Source organism: Streptomyces pilosus (genome assembly GCF_014649835.1).
Taxonomy (GTDB): Bacteria; Actinomycetota; Actinomycetes; order Streptomycetales; family Streptomycetaceae; genus Streptomyces; species Streptomyces pilosus.
On sequence record NZ_BMTU01000001.1, the window covers coordinates 1,007,889 to 1,027,427 of the forward strand.

Annotated in this window: 15 protein-coding genes and 1 pseudogene; 7 read left to right on the top strand and 9 right to left on the bottom strand. The window is 74.5% G+C overall.

Annotation, left to right across the window (positions count from 1 at the left end):
• On the top strand, nt 1-1,137 hold the full coding sequence (locus IE118_RS04515) for a glycosyltransferase (RefSeq protein ID WP_189555909.1): 1,137 nt from the start codon (nt 1-3) through the stop codon (nt 1,135-1,137).
• 15 nt (nt 1,138-1,152) lie between these two features.
• Nucleotides 1,153-1,800 (top strand): YveK family protein, encoded by a 648-nt coding sequence (locus IE118_RS04520; RefSeq protein WP_189555910.1) that lies wholly within the window; start codon nt 1,153-1,155, stop codon nt 1,798-1,800.
• Between the two features lie 50 nt (nt 1,801-1,850).
• Here the strand turns inward: IE118_RS04520 and IE118_RS04525 are convergent, their stop codons facing one another.
• A complete protein-coding gene (locus IE118_RS04525; RefSeq protein ID WP_189555911.1) occupies nt 1,851-3,185 on the bottom strand; it encodes a glycoside hydrolase family 26 protein in 1,335 nt (444 codons plus the stop codon).
• Between the two features lie 169 nt (nt 3,186-3,354).
• On the opposite strand from IE118_RS04525, the gene IE118_RS04530 reads away from it, so the two are divergent.
• Together IE118_RS04530 and IE118_RS04535 are read left to right on the top strand one after the other, a co-directional pair.
• Nucleotides 3,355-4,623, top strand: a complete 1,269-nt coding sequence (locus IE118_RS04530) for a carboxylate--amine ligase (protein WP_189555912.1) — start codon at nt 3,355-3,357, stop codon at nt 4,621-4,623.
• A gap of 2 nt (nt 4,624-4,625) precedes the next feature.
• A complete protein-coding gene (locus tag IE118_RS04535; RefSeq protein WP_189556079.1) occupies nt 4,626-5,891 on the top strand; it encodes an FAD-dependent oxidoreductase in 1,266 nt (421 codons plus the stop codon).
• A 104-nt stretch (nt 5,892-5,995) separates the two neighbouring features.
• On the opposite strand, the gene IE118_RS34590 is transcribed toward IE118_RS04535, so the two are convergent.
• From IE118_RS34590 to IE118_RS33935, 5 genes and pseudogenes are all read right to left on the bottom strand, one after another.
• Nucleotides 5,996-6,901: a chaplin gene (locus tag IE118_RS34590; RefSeq protein WP_229846655.1), complete on the bottom strand. Its 906-nt coding sequence runs from the start codon at nt 6,899-6,901 to the stop codon at nt 5,996-5,998.
• A gap of 174 nt (nt 6,902-7,075) precedes the next feature.
• A complete protein-coding gene (locus tag IE118_RS04545; protein ID WP_189555913.1) occupies nt 7,076-7,978 on the bottom strand; it encodes an ABC transporter permease in 903 nt (300 codons plus the stop codon).
• Nucleotides 7,975-10,632, bottom strand: coding sequence for an alpha/beta fold hydrolase (locus tag IE118_RS04550; RefSeq protein WP_189555914.1), 2,658 nt, complete (start codon nt 10,630-10,632; stop codon nt 7,975-7,977). Before IE118_RS04550 ends, IE118_RS04545 begins: the two co-directional genes overlap by 4 nt.
• 132 nt (nt 10,633-10,764) lie before the next feature.
• Entirely contained in the window at nt 10,765-12,267 is a 1,503-nt protein-coding gene (gene mmsA / locus IE118_RS04555; RefSeq protein ID WP_189555915.1) for a CoA-acylating methylmalonate-semialdehyde dehydrogenase, read from the bottom strand.
• A gap of 206 nt (nt 12,268-12,473) precedes the next feature.
• Nucleotides 12,474-12,566: pseudogene (locus tag IE118_RS33935) on the bottom strand (5-deoxy-glucuronate isomerase); the annotation flags it as partial.
• 665 nt (nt 12,567-13,231) lie between these two features.
• Here IE118_RS33935 and IE118_RS04560 point away from each other — a divergent pair.
• The gene (locus IE118_RS04560) at nt 13,232-13,432 is read left to right on the top strand and encodes a helix-turn-helix transcriptional regulator (protein ID WP_189555916.1); all 201 of its coding nucleotides are present in this window, start codon (nt 13,232-13,234) and stop codon (nt 13,430-13,432) included.
• A 65-nt stretch (nt 13,433-13,497) separates the two neighbouring features.
• On the opposite strand, the gene IE118_RS04565 is transcribed toward IE118_RS04560, so the two are convergent.
• On the bottom strand, nt 13,498-14,541 hold the full coding sequence (locus IE118_RS04565) for a zinc-dependent alcohol dehydrogenase family protein (RefSeq protein WP_189555917.1): 1,044 nt from the start codon (nt 14,539-14,541) through the stop codon (nt 13,498-13,500).
• A gap of 207 nt (nt 14,542-14,748) precedes the next feature.
• On the opposite strand from IE118_RS04565, the gene IE118_RS04570 reads away from it, so the two are divergent.
• Nucleotides 14,749-14,988, top strand: coding sequence for a heavy-metal-associated domain-containing protein (locus tag IE118_RS04570; RefSeq protein WP_189555918.1), 240 nt, complete (start codon nt 14,749-14,751; stop codon nt 14,986-14,988).
• A 128-nt stretch (nt 14,989-15,116) separates the two neighbouring features.
• Complete coding sequence (locus tag IE118_RS04575) at nt 15,117-17,375, top strand: heavy metal translocating P-type ATPase (protein ID WP_189555919.1); 2,259 nt, start codon at nt 15,117-15,119, stop codon at nt 17,373-17,375.
• 549 nt (nt 17,376-17,924) lie between these two features.
• Here the strand turns inward: IE118_RS04575 and IE118_RS04580 are convergent.
• Both IE118_RS04580 and IE118_RS04585 read right to left on the bottom strand, forming a co-directional pair.
• Nucleotides 17,925-19,070, bottom strand: coding sequence for an RNA polymerase sigma factor (locus IE118_RS04580; protein WP_189556081.1), 1,146 nt, complete (start codon nt 19,068-19,070; stop codon nt 17,925-17,927).
• 8 nt (nt 19,071-19,078) lie between these two features.
• On the bottom strand, nt 19,079-19,486 hold the full coding sequence (locus IE118_RS04585) for a YciI family protein (protein ID WP_189555920.1): 408 nt from the start codon (nt 19,484-19,486) through the stop codon (nt 19,079-19,081).
• Nucleotides 19,487-19,539: the final 53 nt, after the last annotated feature.

Sequence of the window (19,539 nt, forward strand, 5' to 3'; positions counted from 1 at the left end):
ATGAGGGCGCTGCACATCATCACCGGACTGGGCGTCGGCGGGGCCGAGCAGCAGCTGCGGCTGCTGCTGCGTCACCTTCCCGTCGACTGCGACGTGGTGACGCTCACCAACCCGGGCCCGGTCGCGGAGGGGCTGGGTGCGGACGGGGTCCGTGTCGTGCACCTGGGGATGGCCGGCAACCGTGACCTGGCCGCCCTGCCCCGCCTGGTGCGGGTGATCCGCTCCGGCGGCTACGACCTGGTCCACACCCACCTGTACCGGGCCTGTGTGTACGGCCGGCTCGCGGCCCGGGTCGCCGGGGTCCGCGCGGTCGTCGCCACCGAACACTCCCTCGGAGACTCGCAGATGGAGGGGCGGCGGCTGACGGCGGGGGTGCGGGCGCTGTACCTGGCGAGCGAGCGGCTCGGCTCGGCGACGGTCGCCGTCTCCCCGACGGTGGCCGACCGGCTGAAGCGCTGGGGGGTGCCCGCCCCCCGCATCGAGGTCGTCCCCAACGGCATCGACGTGGACCGCTTCCGCTTCGACCCGGAGCGCCGCGCGCGCACCCGGCGGCGCCTCGGTCTGCCGGAGGGCGCCTTCGTGATCGGCGGCGTGGGCCGGCTCGCCCGCGGCAAGCGGTTCGACGTCCTCGTGCGGGCGCTGGCCCTGCTGCCGGAGGACCACTGGCTGCTGCTGGTGGGCGGCGGCCCCGAGGAGCACCTGCTGCGGCGCACGGCCCGCGAGGCCGGGGTGGCCGGGCGGGTGCTGTTCACCGGTGAGCGGCCCGGTCTCCCCGACGGCTCCCCCGGGCCCGATCTGCCGTCGCTGACCTCGGCGATGGACCTGTTCGCCTCGCCCTCCGCGGAGGAGGCCTTCGGGCTCGCCGTCGTGGAGGCGCTGGCGGCGGGACTGCCGGTGCTCTACGCGTCCTGCCCGGCGGTCGAGGACCTGCCGCCCGAGGCGACCTCGGGTGCCAGGCGGGTGCGCGGCGGCCCCGAGGCGTACGCCCGCGCGATCGCGGAGGTCCGCGCGGCGGGCCCCGCCCCGCGCACGGCCGGCCGGGCCGCGCGCCACTACAGCATCACCCGCAGCACAGCCCGCCTCATGGACGTGTACCGGGCAGCCGTGTCCGGCTCGTCGACGACCCCCGCACGTTAAGGGAGCACGCCCGTCATGACCGACACCCCGACCCGCCGCCGTCTTCCTTCCCTGGACCGCGTCCGGCAGTTGCCGGCCTGGTCCGCGCTGGTGGCAGGCGCCTTCCTCGGCGGACTGCTCGGCGGCGCGTACGGCCTGCTCACGCCGCCGTCGTACGCGGCCACCAGTTATGTCGTCGCCGTACCGGCGAAGGGGGCGACTCCGGACGCCGCCCGCGGCTTCGCCCAGGCCTACGGGCGGGTCGCGACGCAGGTCGCGGTGCTCGGCGACGCGCAGGTGTGGGCGGGGGTGCCGGTGCGGACGCTGCGGGACAGCGTGCGCACGGCGACCTCGCCGGACGCACCGATGGTGTCCGTCACGGCCACCTCGGCACGGCCCGAGGAAGCCGTCGACATGGCGAACGCGGTCTCGCGCGCGCTGACCCGGCACGCGGAGGCCACGAAGGACAGCACCCAGGTGCGGCTGGTGCAGTTCTCGCGCGCCGTGAAGCCGGGCGGGCCGGCGACCGCGCCGACGGCGCTCACCACGCTGGTGGGGGCGAGCGCGGGCGGGCTGCTGGGCGGTCTGGCCCTGCTCGCCCGGCCGAGGCGGGGCGGCCGGGACGACGGCCCGGTGCCGACCGCCTCGGTGCCCGGCCCGGCCGCCGCCGGCGTGCCGCGGTGACGGCGGTGCTCCCCGCCGGGACGGCGTCCGCCGCCCCGGCGCGGTCCGCCCTAGCGGCTGCGCGACCACCAGTCGAACCGTACGCACAGCTTCCCGCCGAGCCAGTACTCCACCCAGCGGCCCAGGTCCAGCGGGGAGCAGTTCTCCGTGGGCAGTTCCCCGGCCGGTGCGGACGGCGCCGGGGTGACGTCGGGGCCGGTGCCGGGGCCGGCGTCGTGGGTGCGCCCGTAGAGCGTGTCCCGGTAGACCCGGGACGATTCGGGGTTGTCGTCGCACTGCCACACCCCGTGCGGGCAGTAGTCGGTCACCGTGTTGTAGAGCGGCCGGTGTTCCTCCATCCACGCGAGCATGCGCCGCATGTACTCGGGGTTGTCGCCGTTGCGGAAGAGCCCCCATTCCGCGTACGAGATCGGCTTTCCGCGGGCCTTGGCGAAATCGACGTGCGCCCGGAGTCCGTAGGGCTCCTTCACCTGTTCGTCGAAGGACATCCCGGACGGCTGGTCGTAGGAGTCCATGCCGACGATGTCGACCGTGTCGTCCCCGGGGTAGCACTCCGTCCAGGGGACGGCGTCCCGGCCGCGGCTCGGGGTGAAGTCGAATCTGAACTTCTGTCCGGGGACCGCGCGCATGGTGGTGACGATGCGGTTCCAGTACCTCTTCCACGCCTGCGGGTCGGGTCCGCAGCGGTGGGTGTACGTGACGCCGTTCATCTCCCAGCCGAGCACCACGATCGTGTCGGGCACCTTCAGGTCGACGAGCCGCTCGGCGAGGGCGCGGAAGTGGTGGTCGAACTCGCCGGCCGCGCCCCGTCGGAGCAGCCGGCGGACCTCCTCGTCGGAGACGCCCGCCTCGTTGCGTTCCTGCATGGGCACGTTGAGGACGAACATCCGGTCCTCGTCGGCGTTGCGCCAGCGCGCCCACGACTCCAGGAACCGGATGTCGCCCTCGATGTCGCTCCACCGGTTGCCGGGCAGGTAGGTGTGGCCGACGCGCAGCTCCGCGCCGCCCAGCCAGCGGCTGAGCTCCTCCATGCGGGCCACGCCGCGTTCGTCGGAGGCGAGGAACGCGCCGAAGGCGGGCACGTCGCCCGCCTGCGGCGGGACGGTCGGCGCGGTCGGTGTCGGCCGGTGGAGCACCGGCACCTCGGGAACGGCGGGGACCGCGGGAACCGCGGGGATCGGGGGGACGGAGAAGTCGGGCGTGGGGACGGTGGGCGTCGGGACGGCCCGCGCCGCGGGCTCCGTCGGTCCCGGCAGTGCGGGGGTGGAGCCCTCGGCCCGCACCGCCCCCGCCGCGGGGCCGGCCGCCAGGGCGGCCGACACGACGAAGGCCGCCGCGCCCACGGCCATGGCGCGGGTCCTGACCCGCCTGTGCTGTGGGGCCATTGGCTGCTCCTCTTCTCGCTCTCGTCAGCCTGCTGCCTGACGCCTCGCTGTTGACGACCAGTCATATGAAGTCAGTCACAAGAAATCCGACGCTGCCACTGCCACTGCGGCTTTCGAGTGCCGTGATGCCCCGTGCGGGTGAGCCGGCGCCAGAGGAAAGTGAGAATGCGTGTCGTTGCTTGACACCGGAGTTCCCGCCGTCTTGCTGCGGATCGACCGGAATCCCTTTCACCACGGGACGCTGGGCGCCGTGCGGTCGCTCGGCCGGGCCGGGGTGGACGTGCACGTCGTCGCCGACTGCGCGGGCAGTCCCGTGGGGCGCTCGCGTTACGTCCGCCGTATCCATCCGCCGCCGGCGCCGGGGGCGTCCGCGGACGAGATCCTCGCCGTGCTGCGCCGGGTGGCCGGGCAGGTGGGGCGCCCGGCCGTGCTGATCCCGATGGACGACGCGACCGCGATCGCCGCGGCCCGGCTGCGCGCGGACCTCGCGCCGGCCTACCTGCTGCCCGGGATGCCCGCCGCGCTGCCCGAACGGGTCGCCGACAAGGCCGGACTGGCCGCGGTGTGCGCCACCGCTGGCATCCCCCATCCGACGACGCTGGTCCCGGACAGTGCCCGTGCCGCGGCCGACGACGCGCGGCGGCTCGGCTTCCCGCTGGTGGCGAAGTGGAGCCGGCCCTGGCTGCTTCCGCCGGGCAGCGGACTGCGCAGCACCCTGCTGGTGCACTCCGAGCGGGGGGCCCGGGACCTGCACGCGCGCACCGCCGAGGCGGGCAGTCCGCTGCTGCTCCAGGCGTACCTGCCGCCGGGCGAGGACCGGGACTGGTTCTTCCACGGCTACGCCGACGGCACGGGCCTCGTCCGCGCGGGCGGCCCCGGCCGCAAACGGCTGTCCTGGCCGCGGGGCGCGGGACTGACCGCGGTCGGCCACTGGACGCCCAACGCCGAGGTGGTCGCGCTCGCCGAACGCGTCACCGACGTACTCGGCTACCGCGGTGTCCTGGACCTCGACTTCCGCCGCTGCGGCGCGACCGGCCGCTACCACCTCCTCGACTTCAACCCCCGCCCCGGCGCCCAGTTCCGGCTGTTCGCGGACAGCGCGGGGGTGGACGTCGTACGCGCCCTGCACCTGGACCTGACGGGACGTCCGCTGCCGGAGGGGGATCCGGTGGCCGGGCGGGCGTTCGTGGTGGAGAACTACGCGCCGTTCGCGGCGCTGCGCACGGCCCCCGGCGGGCGCGAGCTGGCCTGGTACGCCCGGGACGACCGCGCTCCCGGATGGGCGATGTGGGCCCTGTGGGCGCGCCATGTGTCGGGCCGGCTGCGGCAGCGGCTGGGCCCGGCAGCCCCGGTGCCGGCGCCGCGTCCGGCCCCGGCGGCCCCGGCATCCCCCGCCTCTTCGACCTCCCTGACCGACAACGAGAAAGCGAGCAGCTGATGATGTACGACCTCCTGGTGGTGGGCGCGGGTCCCTACGGTCTGTCGATCGCGTCCCACGCGGCGGCCGCCGGACTGAACCTGCGCGTGTTCGGCCGGCCCATGGCGTCCTGGCGGGACCACATGCCCGGCGGCATGTTCCTGAAGTCGGAGCCGTGGGCGTCGAACCTGTCCGACCCGGCGGGGCGGTGGAAGCTGGACGCCTACTGCGCCGAGCAGGGCATGACGGCTCGTCACGCGGAGCCGATCCCGGTGGAGGCGTTCGCCGCGTACGGCCTGTGGTTCGCCCGCAACGCCGTGCCGCCGGTGGACGAGCGCACGATCGCCCGGGTGGCCTCCCACGCCGACGGCTTCACGGCCGTCACCGAGGACGGGGAGGCGCTGCGGGCGCGGACGGTGGCGCTGGCGGTCGGGGTGATGCCGTTCATCGAGGTGCCGGCGGCCCTGCGCGGACTGCACCCCACCCTGGTGACGCACAGCAGCCACCACAGCGACCTGGGCCACCTCCAGGGCAAGGACGTCACGGTGATCGGCGGCGGTCAGGCGGCGCTGGAGACGGCGGCGCTCCTCGCCGAACAGGGCACGCGGGTACGGGTGCTGGCCCGGGCGGAGCGGCTGCGGTGGAACGACGTGCCGCCCGCCCTGGAGCGTTCCCGGTGGCAGTCGGTCCGCTCGCCGCACAGCGGGCTGGGCCCCGGCTGGCGGAACTGGTTCTACTCCGAGCGTCCGGGCCTGTTCCGGCGGCTTCCGGAGGCGACCCGTTCCCGGATCGCGGCCACGGCGCTGGGCCCGGCCGGCGCCTGGTGGGTGCGGGAGCGGGTGGAGCGGGCGGTGGACCTGCTGCCGGGCCACCAGGTGACCGCGGCCGCCGCGGTGCCGGGCGGGCTGCGGCTGGACCTGACCGACCACAGGGGTGCCCGGCGCAGCCTGGAGACCGAGCACGTCATCGCCGCCACCGGGTTCAAGGCGCACCGTGACCGGCTCGGTCTGCTCTCCACGGAGCTGCGCGGCTCGATGGCGGCGCTGCCCGACGGGTCGCCCGCGGTCGGCCACGGCTTCGAGTCCTCGCACCCGGGACTGTTCCTGGCCGGTCTGGTGACCGCGTCCGGCTTCGGGCCGGCGATGCGTTTCGTGCACGGCGCGACGTACACGGCGTCGACGCTGGTGCAGGGGGTGCGCCGGCGGCTCGGTTCGACGCCGGTGCGGGGCACGGTTCCCGTCCCGGGCAGCGGCGCCCGCAGCGGTGCGCCGTCGCCGGTGCGCGGCTGACGGCAGGCACCACGAAGCGTCCCCCGGACCGGGAGGTCCGGGGGACGCTTCGTCGTGAGGGTGCGGGTGCCGGGCCGGGGCGGACCCGGCACCCGGACGTGCGGTTAGCGGCGCGCGCCGGCGCGGCTGCGGCGGTACAGCATCGCGCCGCCCGTGAGCAGCGCGGCGCCGGCGGCCGAGGCGGCCAGCATGCCGTCGCTGCCGGTCTCCGCCAGGTGCGGCGGGTTGCCGGGCACTTCCCCGGCCGGCGGCTCCTCGTCCCGCGTCGGAGGCGTCTTCACCTTGGTGGGAGGCTCGGGCGTCTCCTTGTCCTTCTCCTTCTCCTTCTCCTGGCCCGTCTCGTTGACGCAGGTGTTGTCGCTCGCGTCGTTGAACAGGCCCACGAGGTTGACGCTGTTGCCGCAGGCGTTCAGCGACAGGTCGATGGGCGCCTGGATCACGTTGCCGGAGAGCACGCCGGGCGAGCCCTGGGCGGCGCCCACGGCGTGCGCGCCCCCGGACTCGCTGTGCGAGGTGCTGGACGCGGACTCCTTGTGCGCGGGGTCCACCGAGCGGTCCGCGGACTTCTCGGAGTGGTCGCCGCCGGAGGTGTTGACACAGGTGTTGTCGTGCGCGCTGTTGAACGCGCCGACCGCCGTGACGTTGTTGCCGCAGGCGTTGACCGGCACGTGGACCGGGGCCTGCACGTTGTTGCCGGAGGCCACGCCGGGCGAGCCCTTGGTGCCGCCCTCGGCCTGCGCGCCGTCGCCGTGCTTGCCGCCCTCGGAGCTGTTGACACACGTGTTGTCGGAGGCCTCGTTGAACGCGCCGACCGCCGTGACGGTGTTGCCGCACGCGTTGACCGGCACGTGGACCGGGGCCTGCACGTTGTTGCCGGACAGCACGCCGGGAGAATCCTCGGCACCGCCCCCCGCGAACGAGTCGGCGAGGGCGGGGGTTCCGTACAGGGACAGAATGCCCGTGGCGGCGGCGGCCGCCGCGAACACTCCCCTGCTCAGGGTCTGTCGCAATGTGGTTGTCTTCCTGCTTGGAGAATCGGGAGCGGCCACGCGTTCTGGCCCTCCGCTGCCGCATGGCCTACTCCTTCATCAACCCGGCCGCACGGAATCGGTTGCGCAGGTTCACCCGGTTGGCCCGCGCGACGGGCGCGCGGGCCGGGGCTCGGGACACCACGTCCCGCCTCGTCAGGACACGACGTCCTTGCGCACGAACCCGCGGAACGCCAGCGCGAACAGCACGAGCGCGTACGTCACGGACACCGCCGCGCCCTGGATCATGCCGGACCACTCCGGGCTCGGCTGGACGGCGTCGGCCCAGGCGAACTGCCAGTGCGCGGGCAGGAAGTGACGCCAGTCGCCGAGCGCGGTGACGGCGTCCAGCACATTGCCGACGATGGTCAGGCCCACGGCTCCGCCGACCGCGCCCAGCGGGGCGTCGGTGCGGGTGGAGAGCCAGAACGCGAGGGCGGCGGTCACCAGTTGCGACACGAACAGGTACGCCACGACGATCACGAGCCGCTGCGCCGCGGTGCCCGGGTCGAGCGCCCCGCCGGTGGGGATCCGCAGCGGGCCCCAGCCGTAGGCGGCGGTGCCGACGGCGAGCGCGACCACCGGCAGCAGCACCATCGCGGCGAGGCTCAGTCCCAGTCCGACGACCAGCTTGGACCACAGCAGCCGCATCCGGGGCACGGGCGCGGCCAGCAGATAGCGCAGGGAGGACCAGCCGGCCTCCGAGGCGACGGTGTCCCCGCAGAACAGGGCGACGGGGATGACCAGCAGGAAGCCCGCCGACACGAACAGGTTCACGGCGGCGAAGTTGGCACCGGAGGCGGTGGCCGTGTCCATGAGGTTCACCCGGCCGCCGGGCCGGTCCGGTTCGCCGCCGATGGCGAAGGCGACCACCAGCACGAACGGCAGGAGGGCGAGGACCGCGCCCATGACGTAGGTGCGGCGGCGCTTGAGCTGGCGGGCCAGCTCCACCCGCAGGGGCAGGGTGCGGCCCGCGCGGTAGCCGTCGGCGACCTCGGCGGGGCGGGCGGTCGTCCCGGCCGGCCCGGCGGGTTCGTTCCGCTCGGTGAGCGTGCTCATGCGGAGCCTCCGATCAGGGTGAGGAAGGCGTCCTCGAGGCGGCGGTGCGGGCCGACCGAGGCCACGGGCACGTCCAGCCGCACCAGTTCGGCGACGAGGCGCGGGGCGGTGCCGCCGGCGCCGAGCCGGATCAGCAGCCCCTCGTCGGTGCGGACGGCCGAGGCGACGCCGGGCAGGGCGGCGATCTTCTCGGCGACCGGCTCCTCCACGGGCGTGACGGTGCCGACGAGCAGGGTGTCGCCGGAGCCGACGATCTCCTGCACCGGACCCGCCTGGACGAGCCGGCCGCGGTCCATGACGACGAGGTGGGTGCAGGACTGCTCGACCTCCGACAGCAGGTGGCTGGAGACGATCACCGTGCGTCCGGCGGCCGCGTACCGGATCATCACCTCGCGCATCTCGCGGATCTGCGGCGGGTCGAGGCCGTTGGTCGGCTCGTCGAGGATGAGCAGGTCCGGGAGGCCGAGCATGGCCTGGGCGATGGCGAGGCGCTGGCGCATGCCCTGGGAGTAGGTGCGCACCGCGCGGGCGAGCGCGTCCCCGAGGCCGGCGATCTCCAGGGCCTCGTCCAGGTGGGCGTCCTGGGGCGGGCGGCCGGTGGCCCGCCAGTACAGCTCCAGGTTCTCCCGGCCGGACAGGTGCGGCAGGAAGCCGGCGCCCTCCACGAAGGCGCCGACCCGGGAGAGCACCGGGGCGCCGGGGCGGATGGCATGGCCGAAGACGCGGATCTCGCCGTCGTCGGGCCGGATGAGGCCCATGAGCATGCGCAGGGTGGTCGTCTTGCCGGCGCCGTTCGGGCCGAGCAGTCCGAGCACCTGCCCCTTCTCGACGCGGAACGACAGGTCGCGCACGGCGTAGCGGTCCGCGGAGCGGGCGTAGCGCTTGCTCAGGCCGGTGATCTGCAGGGGCACGTCGGCGAGTGCGGGGTCGGGGGCCGGGGCGGTGGTGCGGCGGCGGCCGGTCAGCAGCAGGCCGAGGGCGATCAGCGCACCGGCGGCCGGGAGCCACACCACCCACGCGGGCAGCGGGGCGGCGGCGGTGGTCACACCGGGCGCGGTGGGCACGGTGAGGTCGCTCCGGAGGGAGACCGTGTACGTCGCCGGGGCGGCGGGGGAGGCGTAGCCGAGGTCGGTGGAGGCGAGGACCAGGCGCAGCCGGTGACCGTCCTCGACCTCGTGGTCGACGGCGGGCAGGGTGAGCGTCACGTCCTTGCCGGCCCCGGCGTCCCCGACGCGGACGGGGGCGACCAGCTGCGAGGGCAGGACCTGCTGCCGCCCGTCCGGGCCGACGTCGTACACCTTGGCGAAGAGGACGGCGTCGTCGCTGGTGGACGTGACGCGCACGGTCACGGTCGGTGAGCCGGTGATCCGCAGGTCGCCGCTGACCGGGGCGGACTCGAAGCGGGCGTGCTGACCGGGGAAGTCCAGGGAGACGCCGATGCCGAGCGAGGAGAGTTCGGCGAGTCCGCCGGAGCCGCCGAGGCCGGGCAGGGCGGAGACGGCGGGCGGGCCGCCGCCGGCCGGGTTGGCGAAGCTCTGCTCGGGGCGTCCGGTGAGCGGGACGGCCCTGGCGCCGCTGTCGAGCCCCGGGTAGCGGTCGGCGCTCGCGCCGTTGAGCACGGCCCGGCCGTCGGTGGAGTCGACGCCCCCGGTGCGGGTGACGCGGAAGGCGGGGCCGGTGTCGGCGCCCTTGTCGTCCTTCAGGTAGCGGTCGAACCAGGCGCGTACGCGCTGCTGGACCCGGCCGGTCTCCGGGTCGCCGCCGTCGTGTCCGCCGGCGATCCAGTCGACGCCGACCGGGGCGCCGTTGGCGCGGATCGCCCGAGCGGCGGCGTCGGCCTGGCCGAGCGGGAAGAGGGAGTCGGACTGGCCCTGGAGGAGGAGGGTGGGCACGTCGATGCGGTCGGCGACGGCGGACGGCGAGCGTGCCGCGAGGAGTGCGCGTGCCTCGGCGTCGGGGACGCCGGACTCGGCGACCCGCTCGTACATCGCGCACAGCGCCGGCTCGAACTTCTCGCACCCGCCGCCGGAGCTGACGAAGATGCCGGCCCACAGCTTCTTGAACACCCCGCCGGGGAACAGCGCGTCGGCGAGGTCGAAGTAGGTGATCGCCGGGGCGATGGCGTCGACCCGGTCGTCGTACCCGGCGGTGAGCAGGGCGACGGCGCCGCCGTAGGAGCCGCCCGCCATGCCGACGCGCGGGTCGCCGTCCTTGTCGAGCCGCACCTCGGGCCGGTCGGCGAGCCAGTCGATCAGCCGGGAGACGTCGGCGACCTCGCCCTCGGGGTCGTTCAGTCCGATCCTGCCGGTGGACTTCCCGAAGCTGCGCGCGGACCAGGTGAGGACCGCGTACCCGTCGCGCGCGAGGTCCTCGGCCTGCTGCCGCACGTCCTCCTTGCTGCCGCCGAAGCCGTGTCCGAGCAGGACGGCCGGGCGGCGCCCCTGGGGTCCGGCGGTGAAGTACGAGGTGTCGATGCGCACCCCGTCCTCCGTGGCCATGACCCGGTCGGCGCGGCGGACCGGGGGTGCGTCGTCCGAGGCGGCGGCGGTCCAGGTGCCGGCACCGGCGAGCACGACGACGGCGGCCGCGGCGGCGGCGGTCCGTCGCGGCCGCCGTGACCGCGGCCACCGCGCTCCGGGCAGTCGAAGATCCATGCGTCAACCGTACGGGGTCGACCTGTCGGCCAGTTGTCGACCGTGGACCGAACCCGGGGACCTCCCTGCGGCGTACGGGCCGCGTGCCGCGTACCGCGTTCGCGGTACGCGGCGGGTGCGGCTGCCGGTGCCTCAGTGGTTGCGCGGGAAGCCCAGGTCGACTCCGGAGGGGGCGTCGGCCGGGTCGGGCCAGCGGGTGGTGACGACCTTGCCGCGGGTGTAGAAGTGCGTGCCGTCGTTGCCGTAGATGTGGTGGTCGCCGAAGAGGGAGTCCTTCCAGCCGCCGAAGGAGTGGTAGCCGACGGGGACCGGGATCGGGACGTTCACGCCGACCATGCCGGCCTCGACCTCCAGCTGGAAGCGGCGGGCGGCGCCGCCGTCCCGGGTGAAGATCGCGGTGCCGTTGCCGAACGGGGAGGCGTTGATGAGGTCCAGGGCCTCCTCGTAGGTCTCGGCGCGCAGGACGCACAGGACGGGGCCGAAGATCTCGTCCTGGTAGGCCTTGGCGGAGGTCGGCACCCGGTCGAGGAGGGAGATGCCGATCCAGTGGCCGTCCTCGTGGCCGTCGACCGTGTAGCCGGTGCCGTCGAGGACCACGTCGGCGCCCTCGGCCGCCGCGCCGGTGACGTAGGAGGCGACCTTGTCGCGGTGGGCCGCGGTGATCAGGGGGCCCATCTCGGAGGTGGGGTCGTTGCCGGGGCCGATCTTGATCTTCTCGGCCCGCTCACGGATCTTCTCCACCAGCGTGTCGCCGATCGCGCCGACGGCGACGACGGCGGAGATCGCCATGCAGCGTTCGCCGGCCGAGCCGTAGGCGGCGGAGACGGCCGCGTCGGCGGCCGCGTCGAGGTCGGCGTCGGGCAGCACCAGCATGTGGTTCTTGGCGCCGCCGAGGGCCTGGACGCGCTTGCCGTTGGCGGAGGCGGTGGTGTGGATGTAACGGGCGATCGGGGTGGAGCCGACGAAGGAGACGGCCTTGACGTCGGGGTGCTCCAGGAGGCGGTCGACGGCCACCTTGTCGCCGTGGACGACGTTGAACACGCCGTCGGGGAGTCCGGCCTCCGTCAGCAGTTCGGCGAGGCGGACCGAGGCGGAGGGGTCCTTCTCGGACGGCTTGAGCACGAAGGTGTTGCCGCAGGCGATGGCGATGGGGAACATCCACATCGGCACCATGGCCGGGAAGTTGAACGGGGTGATGCCCGCGACCACGCCGAGCGGCTGGCGGATCGAGGACACGTCGACGCGGCTGGCGACCTGGGTGGACAGTTCGCCCTTGAGCTGCACGCTGATGCCGCAGGCCAGGTCGACGATCTCCAGGCCGCGGGCGACCTCGCCGAGGGCGTCGGAGTGGACCTTGCCGTGCTCGGCGGTGATCAGTCCGGCGATCTCGTCGCGGTGGGCGTCGAGCAGCGCGCGGAACCTGAAGAGGATCGAGGTACGGGCGGCCAGCGAGGACTGGCCCCAGCTCAGGTACGCCTCCTTGGCGGCGGCGACGGCGGCGTCGACCTCCTCGGCGGAGGCGAACGCGACCCGGGTGGTGACCTCGCCGGTCGCCGGGTCGGTGACCGGCCCGTGGTTGCCCGAGGCGCCTTCGACGGTCCTGCCGCCGATCCAGTGGTTGACGATCTTCGTCATGACCGAGAACTCCTTCGCAGATGGCGGCGTCGGGTGGAGACGTGCCGTGGGTGCAGCTCGTACAGCGGGTCCTGCTCGTGCGCGCCGGTCGCGGACGGGTGCGCCGCGGTCCGGGCCATGTCCTCATCCCAGCAGTTCCGCGGTCCCGGGCGGGCCCGACACAGTGTCGGCCGTTCGGGTCCGCGAGTGGACACATGGGAACGGGGCGGAACCTCCGGCGCGGGGCCACGGCGGGCGGGGAGTCGTCGCTCGCGGCTCGCTCCTGCCAAAGCGAGGCGGCCTCCCGCGCCGGAGGCGATCGGTGGGGTGCCGGGGGCGGCACCCGGGGAGACGTGGAGGGCGCCGGGCGTGCGCGGTGCGGCGGGAGCGGACGGCCCGGTCACGGGCTCCCCTCCGCTCCGCCCCGGGGTGATCGGGTCGTACGCCATCGCGGTCGTCCCTTCGCACGGCTCGTCGGTACGCACGGCCTCACGGCCGGTCCGGGTCCACGGCTTGTCGGGCTGTCTTCCGGCCCTCCAGGGTTTCTAGCCCGGCCTCGAAGCCCTGTCAATGTTTTGTCCGGACATTCGGACGAGAACATGCCCGCTCTCCTGGAAACGTCCCGGCCCGTCCGCCCTCCCGGCACGGCGCACCACCCGGCCGGCTCCCCGGGGCCGCGGGCTGACGGGGCCGGCCGGCACGGGAATCGGCCGACGCCCGCTCCCACGCGGGGAGACGGAAGTCAATGCGCCCCGCCGGTGAGCCGGAGTGCGCCCGTGCGTCACTCCTGTCACAAAAGCTCCGGCGCCGTCACGGGCGTCACACGGAGGCGGACCTTCCGTCACACCCGGCGCACAGCCCCTGCCCTGTCGTCGGCCGGCCTCGTTCACCGGGCACAACGCATGCCTGATCACCAGCGTGCACCCGGCTCCCCCTGACGGCCGCCCCCGGCCGCCTCCGCGGTGCGCGCGGGGAGGTGCCATCCATGACCGACCGACGGCTGTGGTCCTACAAGGACATCGCGGCCCACATCAAGGTGCAGCCGGACACGGTGCGTTCCTACCGCAAGCACGGACTGCTGCCGCCGCCCGACCACGTGGAGGGCGGCAAGCCGTACTGGTACGCCGACACCGTCCGCGCCTGGGTGGCCCGCCGCCCGGGCAACCGCGGCCGCAGGGACGGCTGACCCGGCGGACCGCGACGACCGTGCCCCGCCGCCCCGTGGCGGGGCACGGGTCTGCTCCCGGCCGCTCAGCTCCAGGGTTCGACGACCGTCACTCCGGCGCCGGGGGCCGTTCCCATGGCGGCGAGGGCCGCGGGGGCGGCGTCCAGGCCGATCGTGGCGGTCACCAGGAGGTCCGGGCGGAGCACTCCCGTGCGGACCAGTTCCAGCATCGGCGGGTAGGAGTGCGCGGCCATGCCGTGGCTGCCGAGGAGTTCGAGTTCCAGGGCGATGGCGCGGGCCATGGGGACGGGCGTGGTGCCCGTCGGCGAGGGCAGCAGGCCGACCTGGACGTGGCGGCCCCGGCGGCGCAGCCCGTTCACGGAGGCGGCGCAGGTGGCGGGTGCGCCGAGGGCGTCCAGGGAGAGGTGGGCGCCGCCGCCGGTGAGGTCGCGGACCGCTTCGGCGGGGTCCGCCGCGGCCGACGCGTCCACGCACTCCGCCGCGCCGAACCGCCGCGCCAGTTCCAGCGCGCCCGGCGAGACGTCGACGGCGACGACCCGGGCGCCCGCGGCCGCCGCGATCATCACCGCCGACAGGCCCACCCCGCCGCAGCCGTGCACGGCGACCCACTCCCCCGCCGCCACCCGGCCCTGCCGCACCACCGCCCGGTAGGCGGTGGCGAAGCGGCAGCCGAGCGAGGCGGCGGTCGCGTACGACATGCCGTCGGGGACCGCGACGAGGTTCACGTCCGCGTGGTCCAGGGCCACGTAGTGGGCGAAGGAACCCCAGTGGGTGAAGCCGGGCTGGGTCTGCCGCTCGCACACCTGCTGGTCGCCGGCCGCGCAGGCCGGGCAGGAGCCGCAGGCGCAGACGAACGGCACGGTGACCCGGTCCCCGGCGCGCCAGCCCGTGACGCGGGCGCCGACCGCCTCGACGACGCCGGCGAGTTCGTGGCCGGGGACGTGCGGCAGCGCGATGTCCGGGTCGTGGCCCTGCCAGCCGTGCCAGTCGCTGCGGCACAGGCCGGTGGCCTCGACGCGGACCACGACCCCGTGCTCCGCGGGTTGCGGGTCCGCGACCTCCCGCACCTCGGCCGGCTCCCCGTACCGCTCGAACACCACAGCCCGCATGGCCGGACCCGCCTTCCGATGGTCGTGACTTCCGGCGGAACGGTAACCCCGGGCGGGGCGTACGGTCAGGAGCGGTCCGGGGCCGGCCCCGCGGCCCCGGCCGGCCCGTCGTGGATTTATACCCCCTAGGGGTATAGTCTGGGTGCAGTGGCCCCGCGAGGCCCCGCTGTCCACCCCATCCCCCGCGTCCCGACGAGGAGTAACGACATGACCTCCCAGACCGACACCCAGGGTTCCGTCACCACCGTCTACAAGGTGAGCGGGATGAGCTGCGGGCACTGCGAGGGTGCCGTCTCCGGCGAGATCTCCGCGATCCCCGGTGTCGGCTCGGTGACGGCCGTCGCCTCCTCCGGCGAGGTGACCGTGGTCTCCGCGGCCCCGCTCGACGAGGCGGCCGTGCGCGCGGCCGTCGACGAGGCCGGCTTCGAGCTGGCCGGCACGGTCTGAGCCCCGCGCCGCACCCCTGAAGACACCCCGTGCGGCGTGAACCGGGCCGTACCGGCCACCCGTACCCCGTGGCCCCCGGCCCGGCCCGCCGCCGGGACCCGGACCCCGGACGTCCCTGGAGCACGGACATGACCAGCACCACCACCCCCGGGGCGCCGGCCGCCGAGCAGCCGGCCGTCTCGGAGGTCGAGCTGCTCATCGGCGGGATGACCTGCGCCTCCTGCGCGGCCCGCGTCGAGAAGAAGCTCAACCGCATGGACGGCGTGACCGCCACGGTGAACTACGCGACGGAGAAGGCCCGCGTCACCTACCCGGCGGGCGTCGAGGTCGCCGACCTGATCACCACGGTGGTGCGGACCGGCTACACCGCCGAGGAACCCGCGCCCGTGCGGGAGGCGGCCGACGAGCCCGCGGCGGCGCAGGCCGACCCCGAGCTCGCCGCCCTGCGCCGGCGCCTGACCGTCTCCGCGCTCCTGGCGCTGCCCGTCGTGCTGCTGGCGATGGTCCCGCCGCTGCAGTTCGACCACTGGCAGTGGCTCTCCCTGACGCTGGCCGCGCCCGTGGTGGTGTGGGGTGCCGCCCCCTTCCACCGGGCCGCCTGGACCAACCTCCGGCACGGCGCGGCCACCATGGACACGCTGGTCTCCGTGGGCACGCTCGCCGCGTTCGGCTGGTCGCTGTGGGCGCTGTTCCTCGGGGACGCCGGCACGCCCGGCATGCGCCACCCCTTCGAGCTGACCGTCTCCCGCGCGGAGGGCGCCTCCACGATCTACCTGGAGGTGGCGGCTGGCGTCACCGCGTTCATCCTGCTCGGCCGCTATCTGGAGGCCCGTTCCAAGCGCCGCGCGGGGGCCGCCCTGCGGGCGCTGATGGAGCTGGGCGCCAAGGACGTGACCGTGCTGCGCGAGGGCCGGGAGGTGCGGATTCCGGCGGAGCGCCTCACCGTGGGCGACCGGTTCGTCGTGCGGCCCGGGGAGAAGATCGCCACGGACGGCACGGTCGTGGAGGGCTCCTCCGCCGTGGACGCGTCCATGCTGACCGGCGAGTCCGTCCCGGTGGACGTCACCGCCGGGGACACCGTCACCGGCGCCACGGTCAACGCGGGCGGCCGGCTCGTCGTCGAGGCCACCCGGATCGGCGCCGACACGCAGCTCGCGCGGATGGCGAAGCTGGTGGAGGAGGCGCAGAACGGCAAGGCCCAGGTGCAGCGCCTCGCCGACCGGATCTCCGGCGTCTTCGTGCCCGTCGTGCTGCTGATCGCGGCCGGCACCTTCGGGCTGTGGCTCGGCTCCACCGGCGACACGGCCGCCGCGTTCACCGCGGCCGTCGCCGTGCTGATCATCGCCTGCCCCTGCGCGCTCGGCCTCGCCACTCCGACCGCGCTGATGGTCGGTACCGGACGCGGCGCCCAGCTCGGCATCCTCATCAAGGGTCCCGAGGTGCTGGAGTCCACCCGCCGCGTCGACACCGTCGTCCTCGACAAGACCGGCACCGTCACCACCGGGCGGATGTCCCTCCAGGAGGTGCACGCCGCCGAGGGCGTGGAGGAGCGGCTGCTGCTGCGGCTCGCGGGCGCCCTGGAGCACGCCTCCGAGCATCCCGTGGCACGGGCGATCGCCGCGGGCGCGGAGCGGCGGGCCGGTGCGCTGCCGGGTGTCGGGCGCTTCGAGAACGTCCCCGGCAGGGGCGTGCGCGGGCTGGTGGAGGGCCACGAGGTGGCCGTGGGGCGGTTCCCTGAGCTCCTCGGGGAGCTGCCGCCGGAGCTGGTCCGGGTGAGGGAGGAGGCGGAGCGCCGCGGGCGCACGGCCGTGGTGGCCGGCTGGGACGGGGCGGCGCGGGGCGTCCTCGCGGTCGCCGACACCGTCAAGGAGACCAGTGCGCGGGCGGTGCGCGAGCTGCGGGCGCTCGGGCTCACGCCGGTGCTGCTGACCGGGGACAACCGGGCCGTGGCCGGGGCGGTCGCCGAGGCCGTGGGCATCGACCGGGTGATCGCCGAGGTGTTGCCCGAGGACAAGGCCGAGGCCGTCCGGCGGTTGCAGGGTGAGGGGCACGTGGTCGCCATGGTCGGCGACGGCGTCAACGACGCGGCCGCGCTGGCCGTCGCCGATCTGGGTCTCGCGATGGGCACCGGCACGGACGCCGCGATCGAGGCGGGCGACCTGACGCTGGTCCGCGGCGACCTGCGGGTGGCGGCGGACGCGATACGGCTGTCGCGCCGGACCCTGTCCACCATCAAGGGCAATCTCGTCTGGGCCTTCGGCTACAACGTGGCCGCACTGCCGCTCGCCGCGGCGGGACTGCTGAACCCGATGATCGCCGGTGCCGCCATGGCCTTCTCCTCGGTGTTCGTGGTGACGAACAGCCTGCGGCTCCGGGCATTTCATTGAGGTCTCAAGTTGGGGTGTACCCCTGGAGTCCGGTAAGACCCTCACATAAGCTCTTCACACGGCTCGCGCATCTTCCTTACGCTTGAGCCCCGTGAGTGGTTTGCGGGCTCTTGCGCAGCTTGGGGAGATATGCAAGAGACGCAGATCACAGTGATCTGAACGTAACCATCGAAGGGGTTCGAAGGTCTAAGTTGGCGATGTCGGGCAGCGTCTTGGGGGGCGCCTACCGACATCTGGGGATGTCTTGGGGGACTTTCCCAGAGATTGCGTTGCCGGGGCACGTACCCGTGGGGAGCTTTGAGCGGCCCTCCCGAATGTGCGCTGTCCCGGCAGACCGCACACCGACGAGTGCGGCGGGTTCAGGTCCGTCCGTGCTCATACAGCGATTCAGGCGCTGTTCTCACAGGCGCCCGGCCGGATCCCGTGGGGGGAATCCGCACCGGGACATGGGAAGGCGCCCTGGTTCGTCGGCCCGTGGGGGGACCGGCGGCCGGGGCGCCTTTTCCGCGTTCGTCCTCCGTCCCCGCCCGTGTGCGGTGCGGGGAGGAGTCAGCGGCCGCGGCCCGCGTTGAGCCGGGCCGCCTGCCGGGTCAGGTGGTCGCGCTCGGCGAGGTCGGCCGCCTTGTGGGCCGCCTCGGCGTACAGCCGTGCCGCCGTCACCGGGTCGCCGTCCCGCTCGTGGAGGTAGGCCGCCACCGCCGTGTACCGGGGCAGTGCGGCGTCCAGGCCGGCCAGCGCCGCCAGCCCGGCGCGCGGACCGTCGGCCTCGCCGACGGCGACCGCGCGGTTGAGCCGGACGACGGGATTGTCCGTCAGGCGCACGAGTTCGTCGTACCACTCGACGATCTGCACCCAGTCGGTCTCCCCGGCGGTGGGCGCGTCGGCGTGCAGGGCGGCGACGGCGGCCTGCGCCTGGAACTCGCCCAGCCGGTCCCGGGCCAGGGCCGACTGGAGGATCGCGACGCCCTCGGCGATCATGCCCGTGTCCCACCGGCCGCGGTCCTGCTCGGCGAGCGGCACCAGGCTGCCGTCGGGCGCGGTCCGGGCGGCCCGCCGGGCGTAGTGGAGCAGCATGAGGGCGAGCAGCCCCGCCACCTCCGGGTGATCGATGGAGGCGGCGAGCTGCCGGGTGAGCCGGATGGCCTCGGCGGCGAGGTCCACGTCCCCGGAGTAGCCCTCGTTGAAGACCAGGTAGAGGACGCGCAGCACGGTGGCGACGTCCCCGGGACGGTCGAGGCGCACCCCGGCCACCGTGCGCTTGGCCCGGCTGATCCTCTGCGCCATGGTCGCCTCGGGCACCAGGTAGGCCCGGGCGATCTGGCGGGTGGTGAGCCCGCCGACGGCCCGCAGGGTGAGCGCCACCGCGGACGACGGGGTCAGGGACGGGTGGGCGCACAGGAAGTACAGCTGGAGTGTGTCGTCCACGGAGGGCGCGGGCCCCGCCTGCGGCTGCTCCTCGACGAGGTCCTCACGCCGGCGGCGTGCGGCCTCCGCCCGGGCCCCGTCGAGGAACTTGCGCCACGCCACGGTGATCAGCCAGCCCCTGGGGTCCCGGGGCATGCCGGCCGGCCACCCGCGGACCGCCTCGACCAGCGCTTCCTGCACCGCGTCCTCGGCCGCCGCGAAGTCGGCTCCGCGGCGGACGAGGACGGCGAGGACGCCCGGGGTGAGGCTGCGCAGCAGGACCTCGTCCATGGGTGGGGTCATTCCGTGATGGTGGGGGGCGCGGCGAGGAAGGGGCGCACCTCGAGCCACTCGTGGATCGGCTTCCCGCCGGCTCCGGGGGCGGCCGAGAGTTCGCCGGCCAGTTCGACGGCACGCTCGTAGCCGTCGACGTCGATCACCATCCAGCCGGCGATGAGGTCCTTGGTCTCGGCGAACGGTCCGTCGGTGACCGGCGGACGCCCTTCCCCGTCGTAGCGGACCCACGCCCCCTCGGGGGCGAGCGCCTGGCCGTCGACGAACTCACCGGTCTGCTCCAGCCGGGTCGCGAAGTCGTTCATGTACTGCACGTGCGCCGAGATCTCCTCGGGCGTCCACTGGTCCATCGGCACGTCGTTGACCGCGGCCGGAGCGCCCCGGTAGTGCTTCAGCAACAGGTACTTCGCCATGGTGTCTCTCCTGGGGTGCGGGTGCGGCCCATTGTGGTCGCGTTCACCCCGGG

What these genes read in the sequence shown, in the direction of transcription:
- IE118_RS04585 (WP_189555920.1), bottom strand. Translation starts at nt 19,486, where the DNA reads ATGGCGAAGTACCTGTTGCTGAAGCACTACCGGGGCGCTCCGGCCGCG.
- IE118_RS04520 (WP_189555910.1), top strand. Translation starts at nt 1,153, where the DNA reads ATGACCGACACCCCGACCCGCCGCCGTCTTCCTTCCCTGGACCGCGTC.
- IE118_RS04515 (WP_189555909.1), top strand. Translation starts at nt 1, where the DNA reads ATGAGGGCGCTGCACATCATCACCGGACTGGGCGTCGGCGGGGCCGAG.
- IE118_RS04535 (WP_189556079.1), top strand. Translation starts at nt 4,626, where the DNA reads ATGTACGACCTCCTGGTGGTGGGCGCGGGTCCCTACGGTCTGTCGATC.
- IE118_RS04570 (WP_189555918.1), top strand. Translation starts at nt 14,749, where the DNA reads ATGACCTCCCAGACCGACACCCAGGGTTCCGTCACCACCGTCTACAAG.
- IE118_RS04560 (WP_189555916.1), top strand. Translation starts at nt 13,232, where the DNA reads ATGACCGACCGACGGCTGTGGTCCTACAAGGACATCGCGGCCCACATC.
- IE118_RS04565 (WP_189555917.1), bottom strand. Translation starts at nt 14,541, where the DNA reads ATGCGGGCTGTGGTGTTCGAGCGGTACGGGGAGCCGGCCGAGGTGCGG.
- IE118_RS04580 (WP_189556081.1), bottom strand. Translation starts at nt 19,070, where the DNA reads ATGGACGAGGTCCTGCTGCGCAGCCTCACCCCGGGCGTCCTCGCCGTC.
- IE118_RS04525 (WP_189555911.1), bottom strand. Translation starts at nt 3,185, where the DNA reads ATGGCCCCACAGCACAGGCGGGTCAGGACCCGCGCCATGGCCGTGGGC.
- mmsA (WP_189555915.1), bottom strand. Translation starts at nt 12,267, where the DNA reads ATGACGAAGATCGTCAACCACTGGATCGGCGGCAGGACCGTCGAAGGC.
- IE118_RS04575 (WP_189555919.1), top strand. Translation starts at nt 15,117, where the DNA reads ATGACCAGCACCACCACCCCCGGGGCGCCGGCCGCCGAGCAGCCGGCC.
- IE118_RS04545 (WP_189555913.1), bottom strand. Translation starts at nt 7,978, where the DNA reads ATGAGCACGCTCACCGAGCGGAACGAACCCGCCGGGCCGGCCGGGACG.
- IE118_RS04550 (WP_189555914.1), bottom strand. Translation starts at nt 10,632, where the DNA reads ATGGATCTTCGACTGCCCGGAGCGCGGTGGCCGCGGTCACGGCGGCCG.